At 70.0% G+C, this 16,244-nt stretch carries 18 protein-coding genes; 4 read left to right on the top strand and 14 right to left on the bottom strand.

The genetic code is table 11. The annotated features are described in order from the left end of the window. Positions 1–87: 87 nt before the first annotated feature. From ykgO to AB7M35_RS22270, 11 genes are all read right to left on the bottom strand, one after another. Positions 88–213, bottom strand: coding sequence for a type B 50S ribosomal protein L36 (ykgO, locus tag AB7M35_RS22320; RefSeq protein ID WP_453962777.1), 126 nt, complete (start codon positions 211–213; stop codon positions 88–90). Between the two features lie 164 nt (positions 214–377). Next, the gene (locus AB7M35_RS22315) at positions 378–587 is read right to left on the bottom strand and encodes a hypothetical protein (protein WP_453962775.1); all 210 of its coding nucleotides are present in this window, start codon (positions 585–587) and stop codon (positions 378–380) included. 172 nt (positions 588–759) lie between these two features. After that, positions 760–999, bottom strand: coding sequence for a DNA gyrase inhibitor YacG (locus AB7M35_RS22310; protein WP_453962773.1), 240 nt, complete (start codon positions 997–999; stop codon positions 760–762). 109 nt (positions 1,000–1,108) lie between these two features. Then, complete coding sequence (locus AB7M35_RS22305; protein WP_453962771.1) at positions 1,109–1,780, bottom strand: Maf-like protein; 672 nt, start codon at positions 1,778–1,780, stop codon at positions 1,109–1,111. A 52-nt stretch (positions 1,781–1,832) separates the two neighbouring features. Beyond that, complete coding sequence (gene infA / locus AB7M35_RS22300) at positions 1,833–2,051, bottom strand: translation initiation factor IF-1 (RefSeq protein WP_453962769.1); 219 nt, start codon at positions 2,049–2,051, stop codon at positions 1,833–1,835. A 122-nt stretch (positions 2,052–2,173) separates the two neighbouring features. Further along, positions 2,174–2,608, bottom strand: a complete 435-nt coding sequence (locus tag AB7M35_RS22295; protein ID WP_453962767.1) for an arsenate-mycothiol transferase ArsC — start codon at positions 2,606–2,608, stop codon at positions 2,174–2,176. Positions 2,609–2,612: 4 nt separating this feature from the next. Beyond that, entirely contained in the window at positions 2,613–3,104 is a 492-nt protein-coding gene (locus AB7M35_RS22290; protein WP_453962766.1) for a UPF0262 family protein, read from the bottom strand. A 16-nt stretch (positions 3,105–3,120) separates the two neighbouring features. Then, the gene (gene hisD / locus AB7M35_RS22285; protein WP_453962764.1) at positions 3,121–4,413 is read right to left on the bottom strand and encodes a histidinol dehydrogenase; all 1,293 of its coding nucleotides are present in this window, start codon (positions 4,411–4,413) and stop codon (positions 3,121–3,123) included. A 26-nt stretch (positions 4,414–4,439) separates the two neighbouring features. After that, positions 4,440–4,880: a DUF2948 family protein gene (locus AB7M35_RS22280; protein WP_453962762.1), complete on the bottom strand. Its 441-nt coding sequence runs from the start codon at positions 4,878–4,880 to the stop codon at positions 4,440–4,442. Positions 4,881–5,049: 169 nt separating this feature from the next. Beyond that, entirely contained in the window at positions 5,050–6,339 is a 1,290-nt protein-coding gene (murA, locus tag AB7M35_RS22275; protein ID WP_453962759.1) for a UDP-N-acetylglucosamine 1-carboxyvinyltransferase, read from the bottom strand. Positions 6,340–6,561: 222 nt separating this feature from the next. Further along, complete coding sequence (locus tag AB7M35_RS22270; protein ID WP_453962758.1) at positions 6,562–8,937, bottom strand: ATP-dependent helicase; 2,376 nt, start codon at positions 8,935–8,937, stop codon at positions 6,562–6,564. 212 nt (positions 8,938–9,149) lie between these two features. Here AB7M35_RS22270 and AB7M35_RS22265 point away from each other — a divergent pair, with 212 nt between their 5' ends. After that, positions 9,150–9,902, top strand: coding sequence for a 5'-methylthioadenosine/adenosylhomocysteine nucleosidase (locus AB7M35_RS22265; RefSeq protein ID WP_453962757.1), 753 nt, complete (start codon positions 9,150–9,152; stop codon positions 9,900–9,902). 3 nt (positions 9,903–9,905) lie between these two features. Here the strand turns inward: AB7M35_RS22265 and AB7M35_RS22260 are convergent, their stop codons facing one another. Continuing rightward, positions 9,906–10,808 (bottom strand): histone deacetylase family protein, encoded by a 903-nt coding sequence (locus tag AB7M35_RS22260; protein WP_453962755.1) that lies wholly within the window; start codon positions 10,806–10,808, stop codon positions 9,906–9,908. 371 nt (positions 10,809–11,179) lie between these two features. Here AB7M35_RS22260 and AB7M35_RS22255 point away from each other — a divergent pair, with 371 nt between their 5' ends. Beyond that, entirely contained in the window at positions 11,180–11,623 is a 444-nt protein-coding gene (locus tag AB7M35_RS22255) for a hypothetical protein (protein WP_453962753.1), read from the top strand. Between the two features lie 184 nt (positions 11,624–11,807). Here the strand turns inward: AB7M35_RS22255 and AB7M35_RS22250 are convergent, their stop codons facing one another. Next, complete coding sequence (locus AB7M35_RS22250) at positions 11,808–12,836, bottom strand: zinc-dependent alcohol dehydrogenase family protein (protein ID WP_453962751.1); 1,029 nt, start codon at positions 12,834–12,836, stop codon at positions 11,808–11,810. A 148-nt stretch (positions 12,837–12,984) separates the two neighbouring features. Between AB7M35_RS22250 and AB7M35_RS22245 the strand changes: the two genes are divergently transcribed. Both AB7M35_RS22245 and AB7M35_RS22240 read left to right on the top strand, forming a co-directional pair. Further along, positions 12,985–13,893 carry a LysR family transcriptional regulator gene (locus AB7M35_RS22245; RefSeq protein ID WP_453962749.1) on the top strand — a complete coding sequence of 303 codons (909 nt, stop codon included), beginning with the start codon at positions 12,985–12,987 and terminating at the stop codon, positions 13,891–13,893. Between the two features lie 85 nt (positions 13,894–13,978). Next, positions 13,979–15,331 (top strand): MATE family efflux transporter, encoded by a 1,353-nt coding sequence (locus AB7M35_RS22240; protein ID WP_453962748.1) that lies wholly within the window; start codon positions 13,979–13,981, stop codon positions 15,329–15,331. A 3-nt stretch (positions 15,332–15,334) separates the two neighbouring features. Here the strand turns inward: AB7M35_RS22240 and AB7M35_RS22235 are convergent, their stop codons facing one another. After that, complete coding sequence (locus AB7M35_RS22235) at positions 15,335–16,240, bottom strand: glycosyltransferase family 2 protein (protein WP_453962746.1); 906 nt, start codon at positions 16,238–16,240, stop codon at positions 15,335–15,337. Positions 16,241–16,244: the final 4 nt, after the last annotated feature.

The following is a 16,244-nucleotide window of genomic DNA, read 5'->3' as shown; positions in this document are numbered from 1 at the left end:
GGGCACGGACCGCGAGGCCGCGTGGCGGGAGAGGACGGCCACGCGCGGTCGGCCGGCGGAACGGGTCCGCCAGGCCGGCAAGCGGCGTCAGCCCTGGCGCGCCTTGTAGCGCGGGGCCTTCTTGTTGATGATGTAGACGCGGCCCTTGCGGCGAACCATCTGGTTGTTGCGGTCGCGCTTCATCAGCGACTTGAGCGAGTTCTTGATTTTCATCGGTCGACCCTGGCAAACGACAAAGGCGCGCACGGGCTCCGCGCGCGCCGAGTAAAAACTGACGCCGGGTTATGGGGCTTGGCCGCGTGGCTGTCAACACCGGGACGGCCGGCGATCGGGAGAGACGGGGGGTGCGGGCCGGGGGCGGCGCAGCGCCGGCCGGGTCAGACCTTGAACGACCAGATCGTGGCGCCGTCGGCATCCGACAGCCAGGCATAGCCCCCGCCGCCGATGTTCCAGTAGTCGTTGGAATAGGCCCGCGCCTGGTTGACGGCGACGCCGTCGGACTGGGCTTCGATCCGCGCCCGCAACAGGACCGCGGAGGGCTGGCCCTCGCTGTCGTGGCGCACCGCATTGACGACATAGACGGACATGGCTGTCCCCCTACCTTCACGCACCGGATACCGCGCGACGGACCGGGGATCCCCCTCCGTCGCGGGGTAAATTAGAAGATACGCATCTTTCCGCCGATTTCCAGCGAATGCAAGCCTTCCCGCGACGCGGGGGCCGGGAAGCCCGGCGCGCCCCAGGGGGCGGAAGGCGGCGTCAGTCCTCGTCGTCGCCCGACGGGGTGGCCGAGCCGTCTTCCTCGACCACGGGGATCGCGTAGGCGCCGCCCAGCCACTTGCCGAGATCGATGTCGGCGCAGCGCTTGGAGCAGAACGGCCGGAACTCCTGCACCGCCGGCTTGCGGCAGATCGGGCACGACCGTTTGCCCGGCTTCTTGCCGGACGCCTCGGGCGTGGCGCCGCCGCTTCCCGCGCCGGAGCGCTTGCGGTTCTTCAAGGGTGTCTCCCGGTATCTCATCTGAGGCGAACGCGCTTGAGGATCTGCGGTTCGGATCGGGGCGATCCGAACGACGGGGGTGGCCCGGGCGGGCGAAGGCGGACCGGGGTCAGACCGTTTCGGTCTTCACCGCGATCTCCGAGGGGGCCTCGATCTGCCGGCTGCCGGCGGCCCAGCCGTCGAAGATCCGGAAGCCCTCGCCGGTCAGCATCGCCGCGGTCTCGTGAAGCGGCAGGCCGACGACGTTGGAATAGGAGCCGACGAGCTTGGTCACGAAGGCGGCCGCGATGCCCTGGATGGCGTAGCCGCCGGCCTTGCCGCGCCATTCGCCGGAGGCGAGATAGGCCTGGATCTCCTGGCGCGACAGCCGCTTGAACCGCACCCGGGTCTCGATGGCCTTGAGGCGGAGCTTGCCCTTCGGCGAGATCAGGCAGAGGCCGGTGTAGACCCGGTGGCCGCGCCCCGACAGCAGGTCGAGGCAGCTCTCGGCCTCCGCCAGCGTCTCCGCCTTGGGCAGGATCCGGCGGCCGACGGCGACGACGGTGTCGGCGGCGAGAATGAAGGCGGCGCCGACCTCCTTGTCGGTGCGGGCGCGCTCGTAGGCCTCGTCGGCCTTCATGCGGGCAAGCCGCTGGGCCAGCGCGGCCGGGCCTTCGCCGTCTCCCGGCGTCTCGTCGACATCGGAGGGCGCGAGGTGATCGGGCACGATGCCGATCTGTTCCAGGAGCGCGAGCCTGCGCGGCGATCCGGAGGCGAGGACGAGGGTCTGACGGTCAGTCATGGCAATCAGTCATATGCTTGGATACCGGTTCGGGGTCCGAGGGGACGGATGGCTATTTGAACCGGTATGTAATCCGGCCCTTTGAAAGATCGTAGGGCGTCATTTCGACCAGAACCTTGTCGCCGGCAAGGACGCGGATGCGGTTCTTGCGCATGCGGCCGGCGGTGTGGGCAATGATTTCGTGCTCGTTCTCGAGTCTGACGCGGAACGTGGCGTTTGGGAGAAGCTCCGAAACAGTGCCGGGAATTTCCAGTACTTCTTCTTTGGCCATGCGCGTAGATGGTCTCTGCCGATGCCGAGTGGGCGAGACCGTAGCGAATCATCGTGCAGTTGAAAATACGTCTGATCATGCGAAATGCGGCCGTAAAGCTCTCCGACGGGCGATAATCCGGATCACGTTGCCATCCGTTCCCTGATGCGGCGCGCGAGACCGTCGCGGACGGAGCGGTAGGCGTCGAGGATCTGCGAGCGCGATCCGCCGGTGACGGTCGGGTCGGGGGTCGGCCAGTACTCCACGTCGAAGGCCTCCGTGCGGGCCATTTCCAGGGCCCGGTGGTGGGCCTCCGGGGCGAGCGTCACGACCAGGTCGAAGCTGGTGTCGGCCAGTTCCTCCAGCGTGCGCGGGCGATGCTTGGAGATGTCGAGGCCGAGCTCGTTCATCACCGCGACGGCGAACGGATCGGGCTCGCCGCCGGCCACCACGCCGGCCGACCGGGTGTAGATGCTCTGCGGGAACAGGTGGTGGGCGAGCGCGGCGGCCATCGGCGAGCGCACCGCGTTCTGCCGACAGACGAAGAGAACCGCGCCCGGGCGCCCGGTTCCGCTCACGCGACTAGCCCCGCCAACGCAGCGCGCAGAGCAGCGTGAACAGGCGTCGGGCGGTGCTGAAGTCGATCTCGATCTTGCCGTCGAGGCGGTCGAGCAGGATCTGCGATCCCTCGTTGTGCACGCCCCTCCGTCCCATGTCGATGGCCTCGATCTGGCTGGGCGAGGCCGTCTTGATGGCCTCGAAGTAGCTGTTGCACATCAGGAAATAGTCTTTGACGATCTTCCTGAAGGGGGTGAGGGACAGGACGTGGGTCATCACGTCGGCGCCGTCCTCCTGGGCCACCGCGAACACCAGCCGGTTCTCCACGATGGCGAGCGCCAGCCGGTAGGGGCCGCCTTCGTGGCCGACCGGCGCGAAATGGTTCTCCTCGATGAGGTCGTAGATCGCCACCGCGCGCTCGTGCTCGATGTCGGGGGTCGAGCGCGCGATCGAGCTTTCGTCGAAGTCGATCGCAACGAGCCTTTGGCGCGAGCCGTCTGCGGAAGCGTCGACCATGGCCGTGGAGCCTCGCTCAGTGATTGAGCCGGATCGAAACCGATCTGGCGTGGGCATCGAGTCCTTCCGCGCCCGCCAGCGTCCGCGTGGCGGCGGCGAGCCGTGACAGGCTCTCCGCATCGCAGCGCAGAAGCGACGTGCGCTTCATGAAGTCGAGAACGGACAGGCCCGACGAGAACCGCGCCGACCGCGCCGTCGGCAGCACGTGGTTGGAGCCCGCCACATAGTCGCCGACGGCCTCCGGCGTGTAGGCGCCGAGGAAGATCGCGCCGGCGTGGCGGATCCTCAGGGACAGCGCCTCGGGGTCGGCCACCGCCAGCTCCAGGTGTTCCGGCGCCAGCCGGTCGACCAGCGCCGGCACCTCGTCCATCGCGCGCACCAGGACGATGGCGCCGAAGTCGCGCCAGCTCGCCCGGGCGATCTCGGCGCGCGGCAGCGTCTCCAGGTGGGCCTCGACGGCGCGGGCGACGGCGTCGGCGAAGGCCGCGTCGTCGGTGATCAGGATCGACTGGGCGGCGGTGTCGTGTTCCGCCTGGGCCATCAGGTCGGCGGCGATCCAGTCCGGGTTGTTGGCGCCGTCGGCCACCACCACGACCTCGGACGGGCCGGCGATCATGTCGATGCCGACGGTGCCGAAGACCTGGCGCTTGGCGGCCGCCACGAAGGCGTTGCCCGGCCCGACGATCTTGGCGACGGGCGCGATGGTCTCGGTGCCGTAGGCGAGCGCCGCGACGGCCTGGGCGCCGCCCACCCGGTAGATCTCGTCGACGCCGGCGATGCGGGCGGCGGCCAGCACCAGCGGCGCGATCCGGCCGTCCGGCGTGGGCACCACCATGGCGACGCGCTCGACGCCGGCGACCTTGGCCGGCACCGCGTTCATCAGCACGGAACTCGGATAGGCGGCGGTTCCGCCCGGCACGTAGAGGCCGACCGAAGGCACCGCCGACCAGCGCCAGCCGAGCTCGACGCCGGCGTCGTCGGTGAAGCGGGCGTCCTCGGGCCGCTGGCGGGCGTGATAGGCCTCGATGCGCGCCTTGGCGAAGGCGAGCGCGTCGCGCTGGTCGGGCGGCACCCGGGAGACGGCCGCGTCGACGGTGTCGCCGTCGACAGCGATGCCGAGGGCGGCGAGGTCGAGGCGGTCGAAGCGGTTGGTGTACTCGATCAGCGCTGCGTCGCCGCGATCGCGCACGTCCGCGACGATGGCGCGCACCGTCGCGTCGACGTCCTCGGACACCTCGCGCTTGGTGGCGAGCAGGGCGGCGAAGGCGGTCTCGAATCCGGCGTCGGCGCTGGACAGTCGAAGCGGCACGGGGGCGTTTCCTTGCGTGGAACCGGTCATTCGCTCAGGTCGTGTTCGGGACGACCCCGGGCCGCCCAGGCGGGGCCGAGGTCGGTCAGCGTCGCCTCGATGCACTCGACGTCGAGCTGCATGGCGCCGCCGCCGGAGAAATGCAGGGTGATCACGCCGGCCGGTAGCTCGCCCGGCTCGAAGGTGATGGCCAGCAGCGACAGGATGGCATCGGGCGCGTCGCGGCGCAGCCGGCTGGCGCGGGCGCCGGTCACGTGGGTGAAGTCGAGCGCGGCGCGGCGGCGCTCGTCGCGCTTGCGGCGGCCGCTGGTGGTGGTCTCCCACACGAACCGGTTCAGCACGGCGACGAACCGCTGGTCGGCGGCGCGCCAGCGCAGGGCGCCGACGTTGAGGACGGCGTCCTGGACATGCGCCGACAGAACTTCGAGGTCGTCGGTGTCGAGGGCCGCGAGTTTCAATTGGGGCATGGCGGGCGTCTTGCGATCCAGTTGTTGGGTGGCGACAGGCCTGCGTCTGCACTTCCCTAGAGCCTTTTCCGCCCAGGTGGAAACACCTGATCGACAGGAAAGGGCTGAAGACGGGACGGCCCGCGCGATTCCGTGCCTTGCCGACCGGATGTAACCGAACGGACGGGCGCTAGCTCGAGATCCGTTCGATGTCGGCGCCGCAGCGGCCGAGCTTGTCCTCCAGCCGCTCGAAGCCGCGGTCGAGATGGTAGACGCGGTTGATCATCGTCTCGCCCTCGGCCACCAGCCCGGCGATGACCAGCGACACCGAGGCGCGCAGATCGGTCGCCATCACCGGCGCGCCGCGCAGCTTGTCGACGCCCTCGACGGTCGCGACCTGCCCGTCGAGATGGATCTTCGCGCCGAGGCGGGCCAGCTCCTGAACGTGCATGAAGCGGTTCTCGAAGATGGTCTCGGTGATGCGCGAGGTGCCCTTGGCCATGGTCATCAGCGCCATGAACTGGGCCTGGAGATCGGTCGGGAAGCCGGGGAACGGTTCGGTCGCCACGTCGACGGCGGCGATGCCGGCGCCGTTGCGGCGGATGCGCAGCCCGCGGTTGGTCTCGGTGATCTCGGCGCCGGCGCGCTCCAGCGTCGCGAGCGCGGCCGTCAGCAGGTCGGCGCGGGCGTGCTCCAGCGTCACGTCGCCGCCGGTCATGGCGACGGCCATGGCGTAGGTGCCGGTCTCGATGCGGTCGGGCAGCACGCGGTGGCGCGCGCCGCGCAGCCGGTCGACGCCCTGAATGGTGATCTCCGACGTGCCGGCGCCCTCGATCTGGGCGCCCATGGCGATTAGGCAGTTGGCGAGGTCGACGACCTCGGGCTCGCGGGCGGCGTTGGTGATCAGCGTCTCGCCCTTGGCGAGGCTCGCCGCCATCATCAGCGTGTGGGTGGCGCCGACCGACACGCGCGGCAGGTCGACGCGGCCGCCGACGAGGCCCTTCGGCGCGCGGGCGATGGCGTAGCCCTGGTCGATCTCGATCTCGGCGCCGAGCGCCTGCAGGCCGTCGATAAAGAAGTCCACCGGCCGGGTGCCGATGGCGCAGCCGCCGGGCAGCGACACGCGCGCCACGCCCATGCGGGCGACCAGCGGGCCGATCACCCAGAAGCTGGCGCGCATGGTGGAGACCAGCTCGTAGGGCGCGGTGGTGTCGACGATGGCGCGGGCGCACAGGTGCACCGTCTGGCCGGTCATGTCGTCCTGGCCGGCGCGCTTGCCCTCCACGGACCAGTCGGTGCCGTGGTTGGAGAGGATGTGGAAGAGCTGCTGGACGTCGCGCAGGCGCGGCACGTTCTCCAGCGTCAGCGTCTCGTCGGTGAGCAGGCTGGCGATCATCAGCGGCAGCGCCGCGTTCTTCGCTCCGGAGATCGGGATCGTGCCCATCAGCGGGCCACCGCCTCTCAGCCGAATGCGATCCATGATGCCTGACCTTTTCCTGGACGTGCGGGGCAGGCGCAATCCGCCGTCCCAACCGAACGCGTGTTCAACAAACAGGGCCCCGGTGTCGAACGGCGACCCTGGGGACCGGACGGTCTGAGGGCGGGGACGCGGGGGGACCCACGCAACTAGACTACCGGGGCGCCGGGCGCAAGGCGAGGCGCCGGGAGGGGCGCGGCGAACGCCCCGCCGGCGCGGCCGGCCTCAAGGCGCCTGGACGAACGAATCGAGCACCCGCTTGCGGCCGGCCTTGTCGAAATCGACGGTGAGCTTGTTGCCCTCCACCGCCGCGACCGAGCCGTTGCCGAACTTCTGGTGGAACACCCGGGCGCCGACATCGAAGGCCGGCGCGTGGTCGGAAACGCTCTTGGCGACCAGCTCGCCCTCGATGGTGAGCGGCCCGCGCGCGCGGGCACCGCCCTGGGGCGTGCCCTGCGACTTGCGGCGCTGGGCGCGCTCCCAGCCGGGCGTGGCGTAGGTGGAGGAAAACGGTTCGACGCGGTCGAACCGGCTCTGGCCGTAGCCGCCATACCCGCCGTAGCCGCCCTGCTCGCGGACCTGGACGTGGGCCTCGGGCAGCTCGTCGAGGAAGCGCGACGGCACCGTCGACTGCCACATGCCGTGCATGCGGCGGTTGACCGCGAACCAGACGAAGATGCGCTTGCGGGCGCGCGTCAGGCCGACGTAGGCGAGCCGGCGCTCTTCCTCAAGCCCCGCCTGGCCGCTCTCGTCGACGGCGCGCTGGTGGGGAAACAGCCCCTCCTCCCAGCCGGGCAGGAACACGGTGTCGAACTCCAGCCCCTTGGCGGCGTGCAGCGTCATGATGGTGACGGCTTCCGAGCCCGCCTCGCTGTCGGTGTCCATCACCAGCGAGATGTGCTCCAGGAAGCTCGGCAGGGAATCGTACGCGTCCATGGCGCGCACCAGTTCCTTCAGGTTTTCCAGCCGGCCCGGCGCGTCGGCCGAGCGGTCCATCCGCCACATGTCGGTGTAGCCGCTCTCGTCGAGCACGATCTCGGCGAGCTCGGTATGGGACATCCGGTCGAGCTCGGAGCGCCAGCGCGCGAACGAGGCGAGCAGGTCGCGCAGCGCCGTGCGGGTCTTCGGCTTCAACTCCTCGGTCTGGATGATCTCGGTGGCCGCCTGCACCAGCGGGATGCGCCGGTCGCGCGCCATGTCATGCAGCGTCTTCATCGCGACTTCGCCGATGGCGCGCTTCGGCGTGTTGACGATGCGCTCGAAGGCGAGGTCGTCGGCCGGCTGCACGATGACGCGGAAGTAGGCGAGCGCGTCGCGGATCTCGCGGCGCTCGTAGAAGCGCGGGCCGCCGATGACCCGGTAGGAGAGGCCGAGGGTGACGAAGCGGTCTTCGAACTCGCGCATCTGGAACGAGGCGCGCACCAGGATGGCCATCTGGTTGAGCGAGTTGCCCTTGCGCTGGAGCGACTCGATCTCCTCGCCGATGGCGCGGGCCTCCTCCTCGGAGTCCCAGGCCGAGGCGACGGTCAGCTTCTCGGCGTCCTCGTCGACGTCGTCGGTGAACAGCGTCTTGCCCAGACGGCCCTGGTTGTGGCCGATCAGGTGCGAGGCGGCGGCCAGGATCGGGCCGGTGGAGCGGTAGTTGCGCTCCAGCCGGATCACCGCGGCGCCCGGGAAGTCGATCTCGAAGCGCAGGATGTTGTCCACCTCGGCGCCGCGCCAGCCGTAGATCGACTGGTCGTCGTCGCCGACGACGCAGAGGTTGCGGTTGCCCTGGGCGAGCAGCCGCAGCCAGAGATACTGGGCGACGTTGGTGTCCTGGTACTCGTCGACCAGCATGTAGCGGAAGCGCTGCTGGTAGGAGGCGAGCACGTCGGGGTGGGCGCGGAACAGGCGGATCGGCTCCAGCAGCAGGTCGCCGAAGTCGGTGGCGTTGAGGATCCGCAGGCGCTCCTGGTAGGCCTTGTAGAGCTCGCCGCCGCGGCCGTTGGCGAAGGCGCGGGCCTCGCCCAGCGGGACGTCGGCCGGCGCCAGGCCGCGGTTCTTCCAGCTGTCGATGATGTTGTGGAGCTGGCGCGCCGGCCAGCGCTTCTCGTCCAGCCCCTCGGCCTGGATGATCTGCTTGCAGAGCCGGATCTGGTCGTCGGCGTCGAGGATGGTGAAGTCGGGACGCAGGCCGGCGAGCTCGGCGTGGCGGCGCAGGATGCGCGTGCCGATGGCGTGGAAGGTGCCGAGCCAGGCCATGCCCTCGGCCGACGGGCCGACCAGGCTGGCAACCCGCTCCTTCATCTCCCGCGAGGCCTTGTTGGTGAAGGTCACCGCCAGGATCTCGCCGGGCCGGGCGCGGCCGGTGGCGAGGATGTGGGCGATGCGGGTGGTCAGCACCCGCGTCTTGCCGGTGCCGGCGCCGGCGAGCACCAGCACGGGACCGTCGACGGTCTCCACGGCGCGCCGCTGCTCGGGGTTCAGCTTGTCCAGATAGGCGGCCGCCGGCCGGGCACCGCCGAGCGCGCGTTCGGCGATGCCGCCGCGGCGCGGAGCAGGTGCCTCCTCGAAGCCCGGGACAACGGGCAGGGCGGAGCCGTCAGTGGAGCGAATCATTCGGTGATCCTGAGCCGATTGGAACAATCGAGCAACAGCGGCGGAGATGCGCGCTTTGGGTGCTATCTCCCAGATTGGGCGGGGAGAGGGCAACCCCAAGGGAAAAAGTTGCCAGCGCCGGCCGCCGGGCCGCCGCTGCGCGGCTTGCGATCGGCGCCCGTCTCTGCCTCTTTTGGGATCCGCCCTCCTCCAGCCAGCCGGAGCCTTCGCCCGTGACCATCGCCATCCAGTGCGCCATCCCGCAGGAGCTCGCGGCGCTGCGCGCCGCGCTCGACCACCGCGAGACGGTGGAGATCGCCCACCTGAGGTTCGACCACGGCCGGCTGTTCGGCCGCGACGTGGTGCTGGTCGGCACCGGCATCGGCAAGGTCAACGCCGCGATGGTGGCGACGCTGCTGATCGACCGCTTCGGGGCGCGGCAGATCGTGTTCTCCGGCGTCGCCGGCGGGCTCGACCCGGCGCTCGCCATCGGCGACGTGGTGATCGCCGAGCGGCTGGTGCAGCACGATTTCGGCTGGTTCGAGGGCGACCGGATGCAGCCCTACCAGCCCGGCCACCTGCCGTTCTTCCTGCCCACCGAGGCGTTCGGCTATCACCTCGGCGCCGACACCCGCGCCCGCATCGAGGCGGCGCTCGCCGGGCTGGCGCTGGATCCGATGGCGGCGGCGGCCGGCGGCGACGGGCGGCCGCCGAAGGTCGTCTTCGGCACGGTGCTCACCGGCGACCAGTACGTGAACTGCGAGGCGACGCGGATGCGCCTGTTCGAGACCTATGGCGGCCACGCGGTGGAGATGGAGGGGGCAGCGCTCGCCCAGGTGGCGGAGATGCACGGGGTGGAGTGCGTCGTCATCCGGGCGCTGTCGGACCTCGCCGGCCACGAGTCGCGCTTCGACTTCACCGCCTTCGTCGAGGCCGTCTCGGCATCGTCGGCGAAGATCCTGGCGCGGGTGCTGCCTGTGCTGTGAGGTTCACACGAACTCCGACGCCACCCGGTGCAGGGTCGCGTGGCGGCGGGCGAGGCTGTCGATGTCGCGCTGGTAGCCGCCGCCGAGGACGCCGGCGAGCGGAATGCCGGCCTCGCGCACCGCGTCGATGACGAAGCGGTCGCGGTCCACCAGCCCCTCGTCCGACAGCGACAGGCGGCCGAGCCGGTCGTCGCGGTGCGGGTCGACGCCGGCGTTGTAGAAGACGATGTCGGGCCGGAAGTTGACGATCGCGGGGCCGACCGCCGCGCGCAACGCCTCCAGGTACTCCGTGTCGCCGCAGTCGTCGAACAGCGGCACGTCGAGGGACGAGGGCACCTTGCGGACGGGGTAGTTCTTCTCGGCGTGCAGCGACAGGGTGAACACCGACGGGTCGCCGGCGAAGATCGCCGCCGTGCCGTCGCCCTGGTGCACGTCGCAGTCGACGACCAGGGCGCGCTCGATGGCGCCGTCGGCCAGCAGCACCCGGATCGCCACCGCCACGTCGTTGAAGACGCAGAAGCCGGCGCCCTGGGCGAAGCGGGCGTGGTGGCTGCCGCCGGCGGTGTTGCAGGCGATGCCGTGCTCCATGGCGAGGCGCGCCGTCATCAGCGTGCCGGCGCTGGCGCAGCGGGCGCGCAACGCCACCGGCGGCGTCATGGCGAAGCCGATCTCGCGGGCGATCGCGGCGGGAACGGCGGAGGCGAACACCTGGTCGACGTAGGCGCGGTCGTGGGCGAGCGCGATCCACGAGGCCGGCGCCTCGGCGGGCACGTGGAAGGTGCCCGGCCCGGCGAGCCCCTCTTCCATCAGCACCTCCGCCAGCCGCTGGAACTTGCCCATCGGAAAGCGGTGGTCGGCCGGGAATTCGGCGTTGTAGCGGGGGTTGTGAACGATCGGGAGGCTCATGCCCGCATTATGGCGCGGCGTGCGCGGCGGGCAATGCGACGCCGCACCGGCCGGAGTGCTCAAGGCTCCAGGTGGAACCGGGTGTCGACGCTCCGGATGCCGCCGACAGGCCGCTTCCCGTCAGGTACCCTTTTCCGGCTACGCCGCCGCCGTTCCGTCGCGAGGTCGATCATCCATTGAAATAAAATTCACGGCAATCAGGCATATTTCAACAGTTTTTCCTGCTTCGAATCCTCGAGAGCAATCCGATTTCCAGGAAAAATATCAATGGATCGGAATTAAACGTGGTATTTCTTTCCCCTGTCGACAATTCTAAAAAGAAAATATGGAACGCGCTGATCTTTCAGCGCCAAGAAATAGGATCAATCTCCATGAAGTTTACCAGATTACCTCACCTCGCCGTGCGCACCGCAGCAGTTGCCGCGCTGGCTTTCGGCCTGCTCGGCACCGGAACCGCCTCGGCGTTGACCGCCGTGGAAAATCCCCCGGTCGGCAACGAGAAGGCGACGGAGGACAACGCCCTCGAACTGACCATCATCCTGAGGCACGACCAGTCCAGGCCGCTGAAGCAGTTGCAGGATCAGCTTACCGAGCAGGGCCACTATAAGGCCTTTCCGCCGCCCGGCATGGACGTGGTGAGCTGGCATCAGGTCATGGGGCTTGGGCAGATCATCGTGGTGCGATTGCCCGTGACGCGACTGCAGGAACTCAATCGCCTGCTGAAAGACACGGCATGGGGCGTCTACACAATCGAAGTCTACCCGACGTACGACTACAAGTCTGTCGGTATGAGCAAGAACCAACGGGCGCAGTAACTTCCGAATAGTTGGATCGAAACACTTCAAAGCTGGATCACTTTCCGGCTTTGAAGTGTTTTGTTGTTCGAAGCCGAAGCAGGCATCCGTCGATCACGCGACCCGGCGCGACGGGTGAAGGCCGGGATGCTGAACTCGGTCAACGAAATCAGCCCTCCAGACGTCCATTCAAGGATCAGACGGCCTAGCTGGTCTCGATGACCACCTTGCCGAAGGGGCCGCGGTCGAGATGGTCCAGCGCCGCCTGGAGCTCGTCGAACCGATAGGTGCGGTCGATGACCGGCCTGATGCCGGCGGTGTCCACGGCCGCCACGAGGTCGGCAAGCGCGCGGCGGTGGCCCACGGCGACGCCCCGGATGATGAGCTGCTTCAGCAGGATGTCGGCGATGGAGGCGCTCGCCGTCAGCCCCTCCAGAATGCCGATCACCGCGATATGGCCGCCCACGGCGGCGACGGCGCACGCCTTCTCGAGGTTCGCGCCGCCGACCACTTCCAGCACGTGGTCGACGCCGCGTCCGCCGGTGATCGCGCGGACCGCCTCGACCCAGTCTCCGGCGGTTCGGTCGACGCCGTAATCGGCTCCGAGCGCGCGGACCCGCTCCAGCTTGTCGGGGCCGCTGGAGGTCACGATCGCGGTCGCTCCGTGGGCCCTGGCGATCTGGAGGCCGGCCAGAGACACCCCGCCGGTGCCCTCGAGCAGGACCGTCTGGCCGGCGCGCAGCCGGCCGTTCTCCACCAGCGCGAACCACGCGGTGAGGGCGGCGCAGGGGAGCGTGCTGGCCTCGCCGGGGGAGAGGGTCTCCGGGGCGCGCACGAACCAGTCCTCGGGAAAGGCGACGTAGTCGGCGAGCACGCCCGGGCAGAGGCCGCCGAGCGTGCGGTGGGGCCGGGTTCGGGACGGACCATCCGGCAGGCCGTCGATCCAGCCCGGCGCGAAGGTCGAGATCACCCGATCGCCGGCCGCAAACCGGCGCGCGCCGTCGCCCGGCGCGACGACGGTGCCGGCGAGATCGGACGCCGGGGCGAACGGGAAGGCGAGATCGAGGCCCATGCCGGTCTCGACGACCAGCTTGTCGCGGTAGTTGAGCGACACGGCATCGACCCGCACGAGAAGTTCGCCCGGTCCCGGGGTGGGCACCGGCACCTCCCGCAGGGTCAGCCGGTCCCGGCCGACCGCATCCATCTCCCAGCGGCGCATCGTCGTCTGTGTCATGGCAGGTCTCCTGTGTTGGCGGAGACCCTAGCGGGGAACATAAATCTTCAGTGGCGACGATTTTTCCGATATTTGTCGCGTCAGGTTCGCCAAAAGGGGCGGTGCTGGCTCGACTGTGAAACGTCACGGCAGCAGCCGCTCCGGGGAGATGGATGTGCGCGACGGCCTGACGGGTATCGACATCTTCGTGACCGTGGTGGAGGCGGGCAGCTTTGCCGCGGCCGCCGAGCGGGTCAACCTGACGCGCTCGGCCGTCGCCAAGACCATCGGCCGCCTGGAAGTGCGCCTTGGCGTTCGCCTGTTTCACCGCACGACGCGCAGCCAGCATCTGACCGAGGACGGCCAGCTCTATTTCGAGCGCTGCGTGCGGGCCCTGGCCGAGCTTGCCGCCGGAGCGGCGATGCTGGAGTCCGGCAGGCACGAGGTGACCGGGCGATTGCGCGTCTCCGTCCCGGTCCTGTTCGGCCGGCGGTGCGTGGCGCCGATCCTGGCGGACTTCGCGGCCCGGCACGCGAAGCTGGAACTCCACATCTCCTTCAGCGACCGCCCCGTCGACCTCGTGGAGGACGGGTTCGACCTGGCCATCCGCAACGCTCCGGTAGAGACCGTGCCGGGGCTGACCATGCGCCGCGTCGCGACCCAGCAGATGGTCGTGTGCGCATCCCCCGCCTATCTCGCCGCGCACGGCGGTCCCGCCTCCCTGGACGGCCTCGACACCCACCACGCCATCACCTACGTGCGGGCCGGGCGGACGGCCCCCTGGCGGTTTCCCGTGGAGGACGGCGAGCGTCACGTCTTTCCGCCGAGCCGGATGAGCTTCGACGACCTGGAAGCGATCGCGGATGCCACGGCCGCCGGTCACGGGCTGACGTGGCTGCCGGGATGGCTGGTCGCCGACCGGCTGGCGAACGGGGAGCTCGTGACCCTGCTCGACACCGTACCGGGGCTCGTGCTCGAGACGTCGGCGCTCTGGCCCCAGACCCACAGCCTGCCGCTGCGCGTGCGGCTCGCCTTGGATGCGCTCGTCGAGGATCTCCCGAAGCGCTGCGCGGGGTGACGGCGGCGCCGGATCGCGATAGGCAGAACGCGCGAATCCGGGGACACTGCAGCCCGCGCCTTCCTCTCAGGATCCCTTCCGGTCAATGGACAGTCCAGCCGCTCCGCGCGTCCGCCCGTTCGCGGTGACCCACCGCATGGTGCTGGCCATCGCCGTGCCGATGACGCTCGCCTACGTGACGACGCCGCTGGTGGGCATTTCCGACACGGCGGTCATCGGCCAGCTCGGCAACGCGGCGCTGCTGGGGGCGATCGCGGTCGGCGCCATCCTGTTCAACTTCCTCGGCACCACGTTCAACTTCCTCCGGATGGGGACCACCGGGCTGGCGGCGCAGGCGCTGGGGGCCGACGACAAGGTCGAGATCCAGGCCGTGCTGGTGCGCGCGCTGATGGTGGCGCTGGCGGCGGGCGCGGTGGTGATCGCGCTGCAGGGGCCGATCCTCGCCGGCTTCCTGTCGCTGATGGGGGCGAGCGAGGCGGTCGACCGGGCCACCCGCACCTATTTCGAGATCCGGGTGCTCGCTTCCCCGATCCAGTTCATGAACTACGCGATCCTCGGCTGGCTGCTGGGCCTCGGCCGCGCCGGCATCGGGCTCGCCATCCAGTTCGTGCTGGCCGGCGTCAACGTGGTGCTCAACATCCTGCTGGTGCTGGTGCTCGACCACGGGGTGGCCGGCGTCGCCTGGGCATCGGTGGCGGCGGAGGCGACGGCGTTCGCGGTCTCGGTCGGGGTGGTGCTGCGGCTGTCGCGGGCCGATGCCTGGCCGGCCTGGAGCCGGATCGCCGACCGCGCCCAGTTCCTGCGCATGGGCGCGGTCAACCGCGACATCATGATCCGCTCGGTGGCGCTGATGACGGCGTTCACCTTCTTCACGGCCCAGGGCGCCCAGGCCGGCGACGTGACGCTGGCGGCCAACGCCGTGCTGATGAATTTCTTCATGCTGGGCTCGTTCATCCTGGACGGGTTCGCCACCGCCGCCGAGCAGCTCACCGGCCGGGCGCTGGGCGCGCGCTACCGCCCGGCGTTCGAGCGCGCGGTGCGGCTCTGCGTCGGCTGGGGCTTCGCGCTGGCGGCGGTGCTGTCGCTGGCGACCGTGGCCGGCGGCGGCGCGCTGATCGACTTCATCACCACCTCGTCGGCGGTGCGCGAGACGGCGCGCGAATACCTGGTCTGGGCGATGCTGCTGCCGCTCGCCGGCGTGCTCGCCTTCGAGATGGACGGGGTGTTCATCGGCGCCACCTGGACCGGCGACATGCGCAACATGATGCTCGCCTCGCTGGCCGCCTACTTCGCCATCTGGGCGGTGGCGGCGCCGGCCTTCGGCAACCACGGCCTCTGGCTGGCGCTGGTGTCGTTCCTCAGCCTGCGCGGGCTGACGCTTCTGTGGCGCTGCCCGAAGCGGATCGAACGGGCGTTTCCGCCGGAGGCAGGGGTTTAGTTCCTACGCCGCAGGACGCCTGATGCCCGGCAGCGCGGCCATTCGCTCGGCGATGCCGGCGAGCGTTGCCGGTCCGGCCACGGGCAGGCCGATCTCGCAGCCGAGATAGCGCCAGAAATCCACCGACAGCCAGGCGAGCCCGCCCTCGTCGCGGCGGAGCTTCCAGGCGGCGGAGATGCACAGCCGCACCAGCGCCGGCTGGGCCGGGTGCCTGCGCGACAGGGTCTCGAGCATGTGCCAGGCGGAGAGGAAGCGGTCGTGGTGCTGCTGGCGCTTGTCGGCCGACAGCGTCGGCGCGGCCTGTTTCGGCGCCGCCACCACCGTGGCGTCGGTGAGCGCCATCTGCGGGGCCGCGGCGGCCAGCCGCAGCGCCAGCGACTGGTCCTGGATGAACACCGCCTCGTCGCAGCCGCCGGCGCGCAGATAGAGCGCCCGCTCGACCATCAGCGCGATGTGGACGATCGGCCGGCTCGCCGCCTGGATCAGCGTCTCGTCGACCACCATCACATGGGCCTCGTCGGAGATCCGCTTGGGCGTCTCCTTGCGGCGGCGTCCGTAGAGGAGCGGCGCGCCGGTGTCGGCGAGCCGCGCCAGCATCCAGGCGGTGGCGTTGGGCGGCAGGAGGTCGTCGCCGTCGAGGGGATGCAGGTAGCGCCCGCCGGCGGCGCGGGCGGCCTCGTTGAGCCGGATGGCCGGTCCGCGGTTGTCGGCGGCGGCGATCACCCGGACGCGGTCGTCGGCGCGGGCGAAGCTCTCCAGGATCGCCAGCGATCCGTCGGTGGAGGCGTCGTCCACGAACACGAACTCGCGGCTGTGTCCGCCGGCCTGGGTCCGCAGGCTCTCCCAGACCGCGGGCAGCGCCTCGGCCTTGTTGTAGACGGTGATCAGGTAGGAGACGTCGACGGACACGCCT

The organism is Amorphus suaedae (assembly GCF_053629675.1).
Note: the sequence above shows the minus strand (reverse complement) of the source record. Positions and strands in the feature narration are given on the sequence as shown.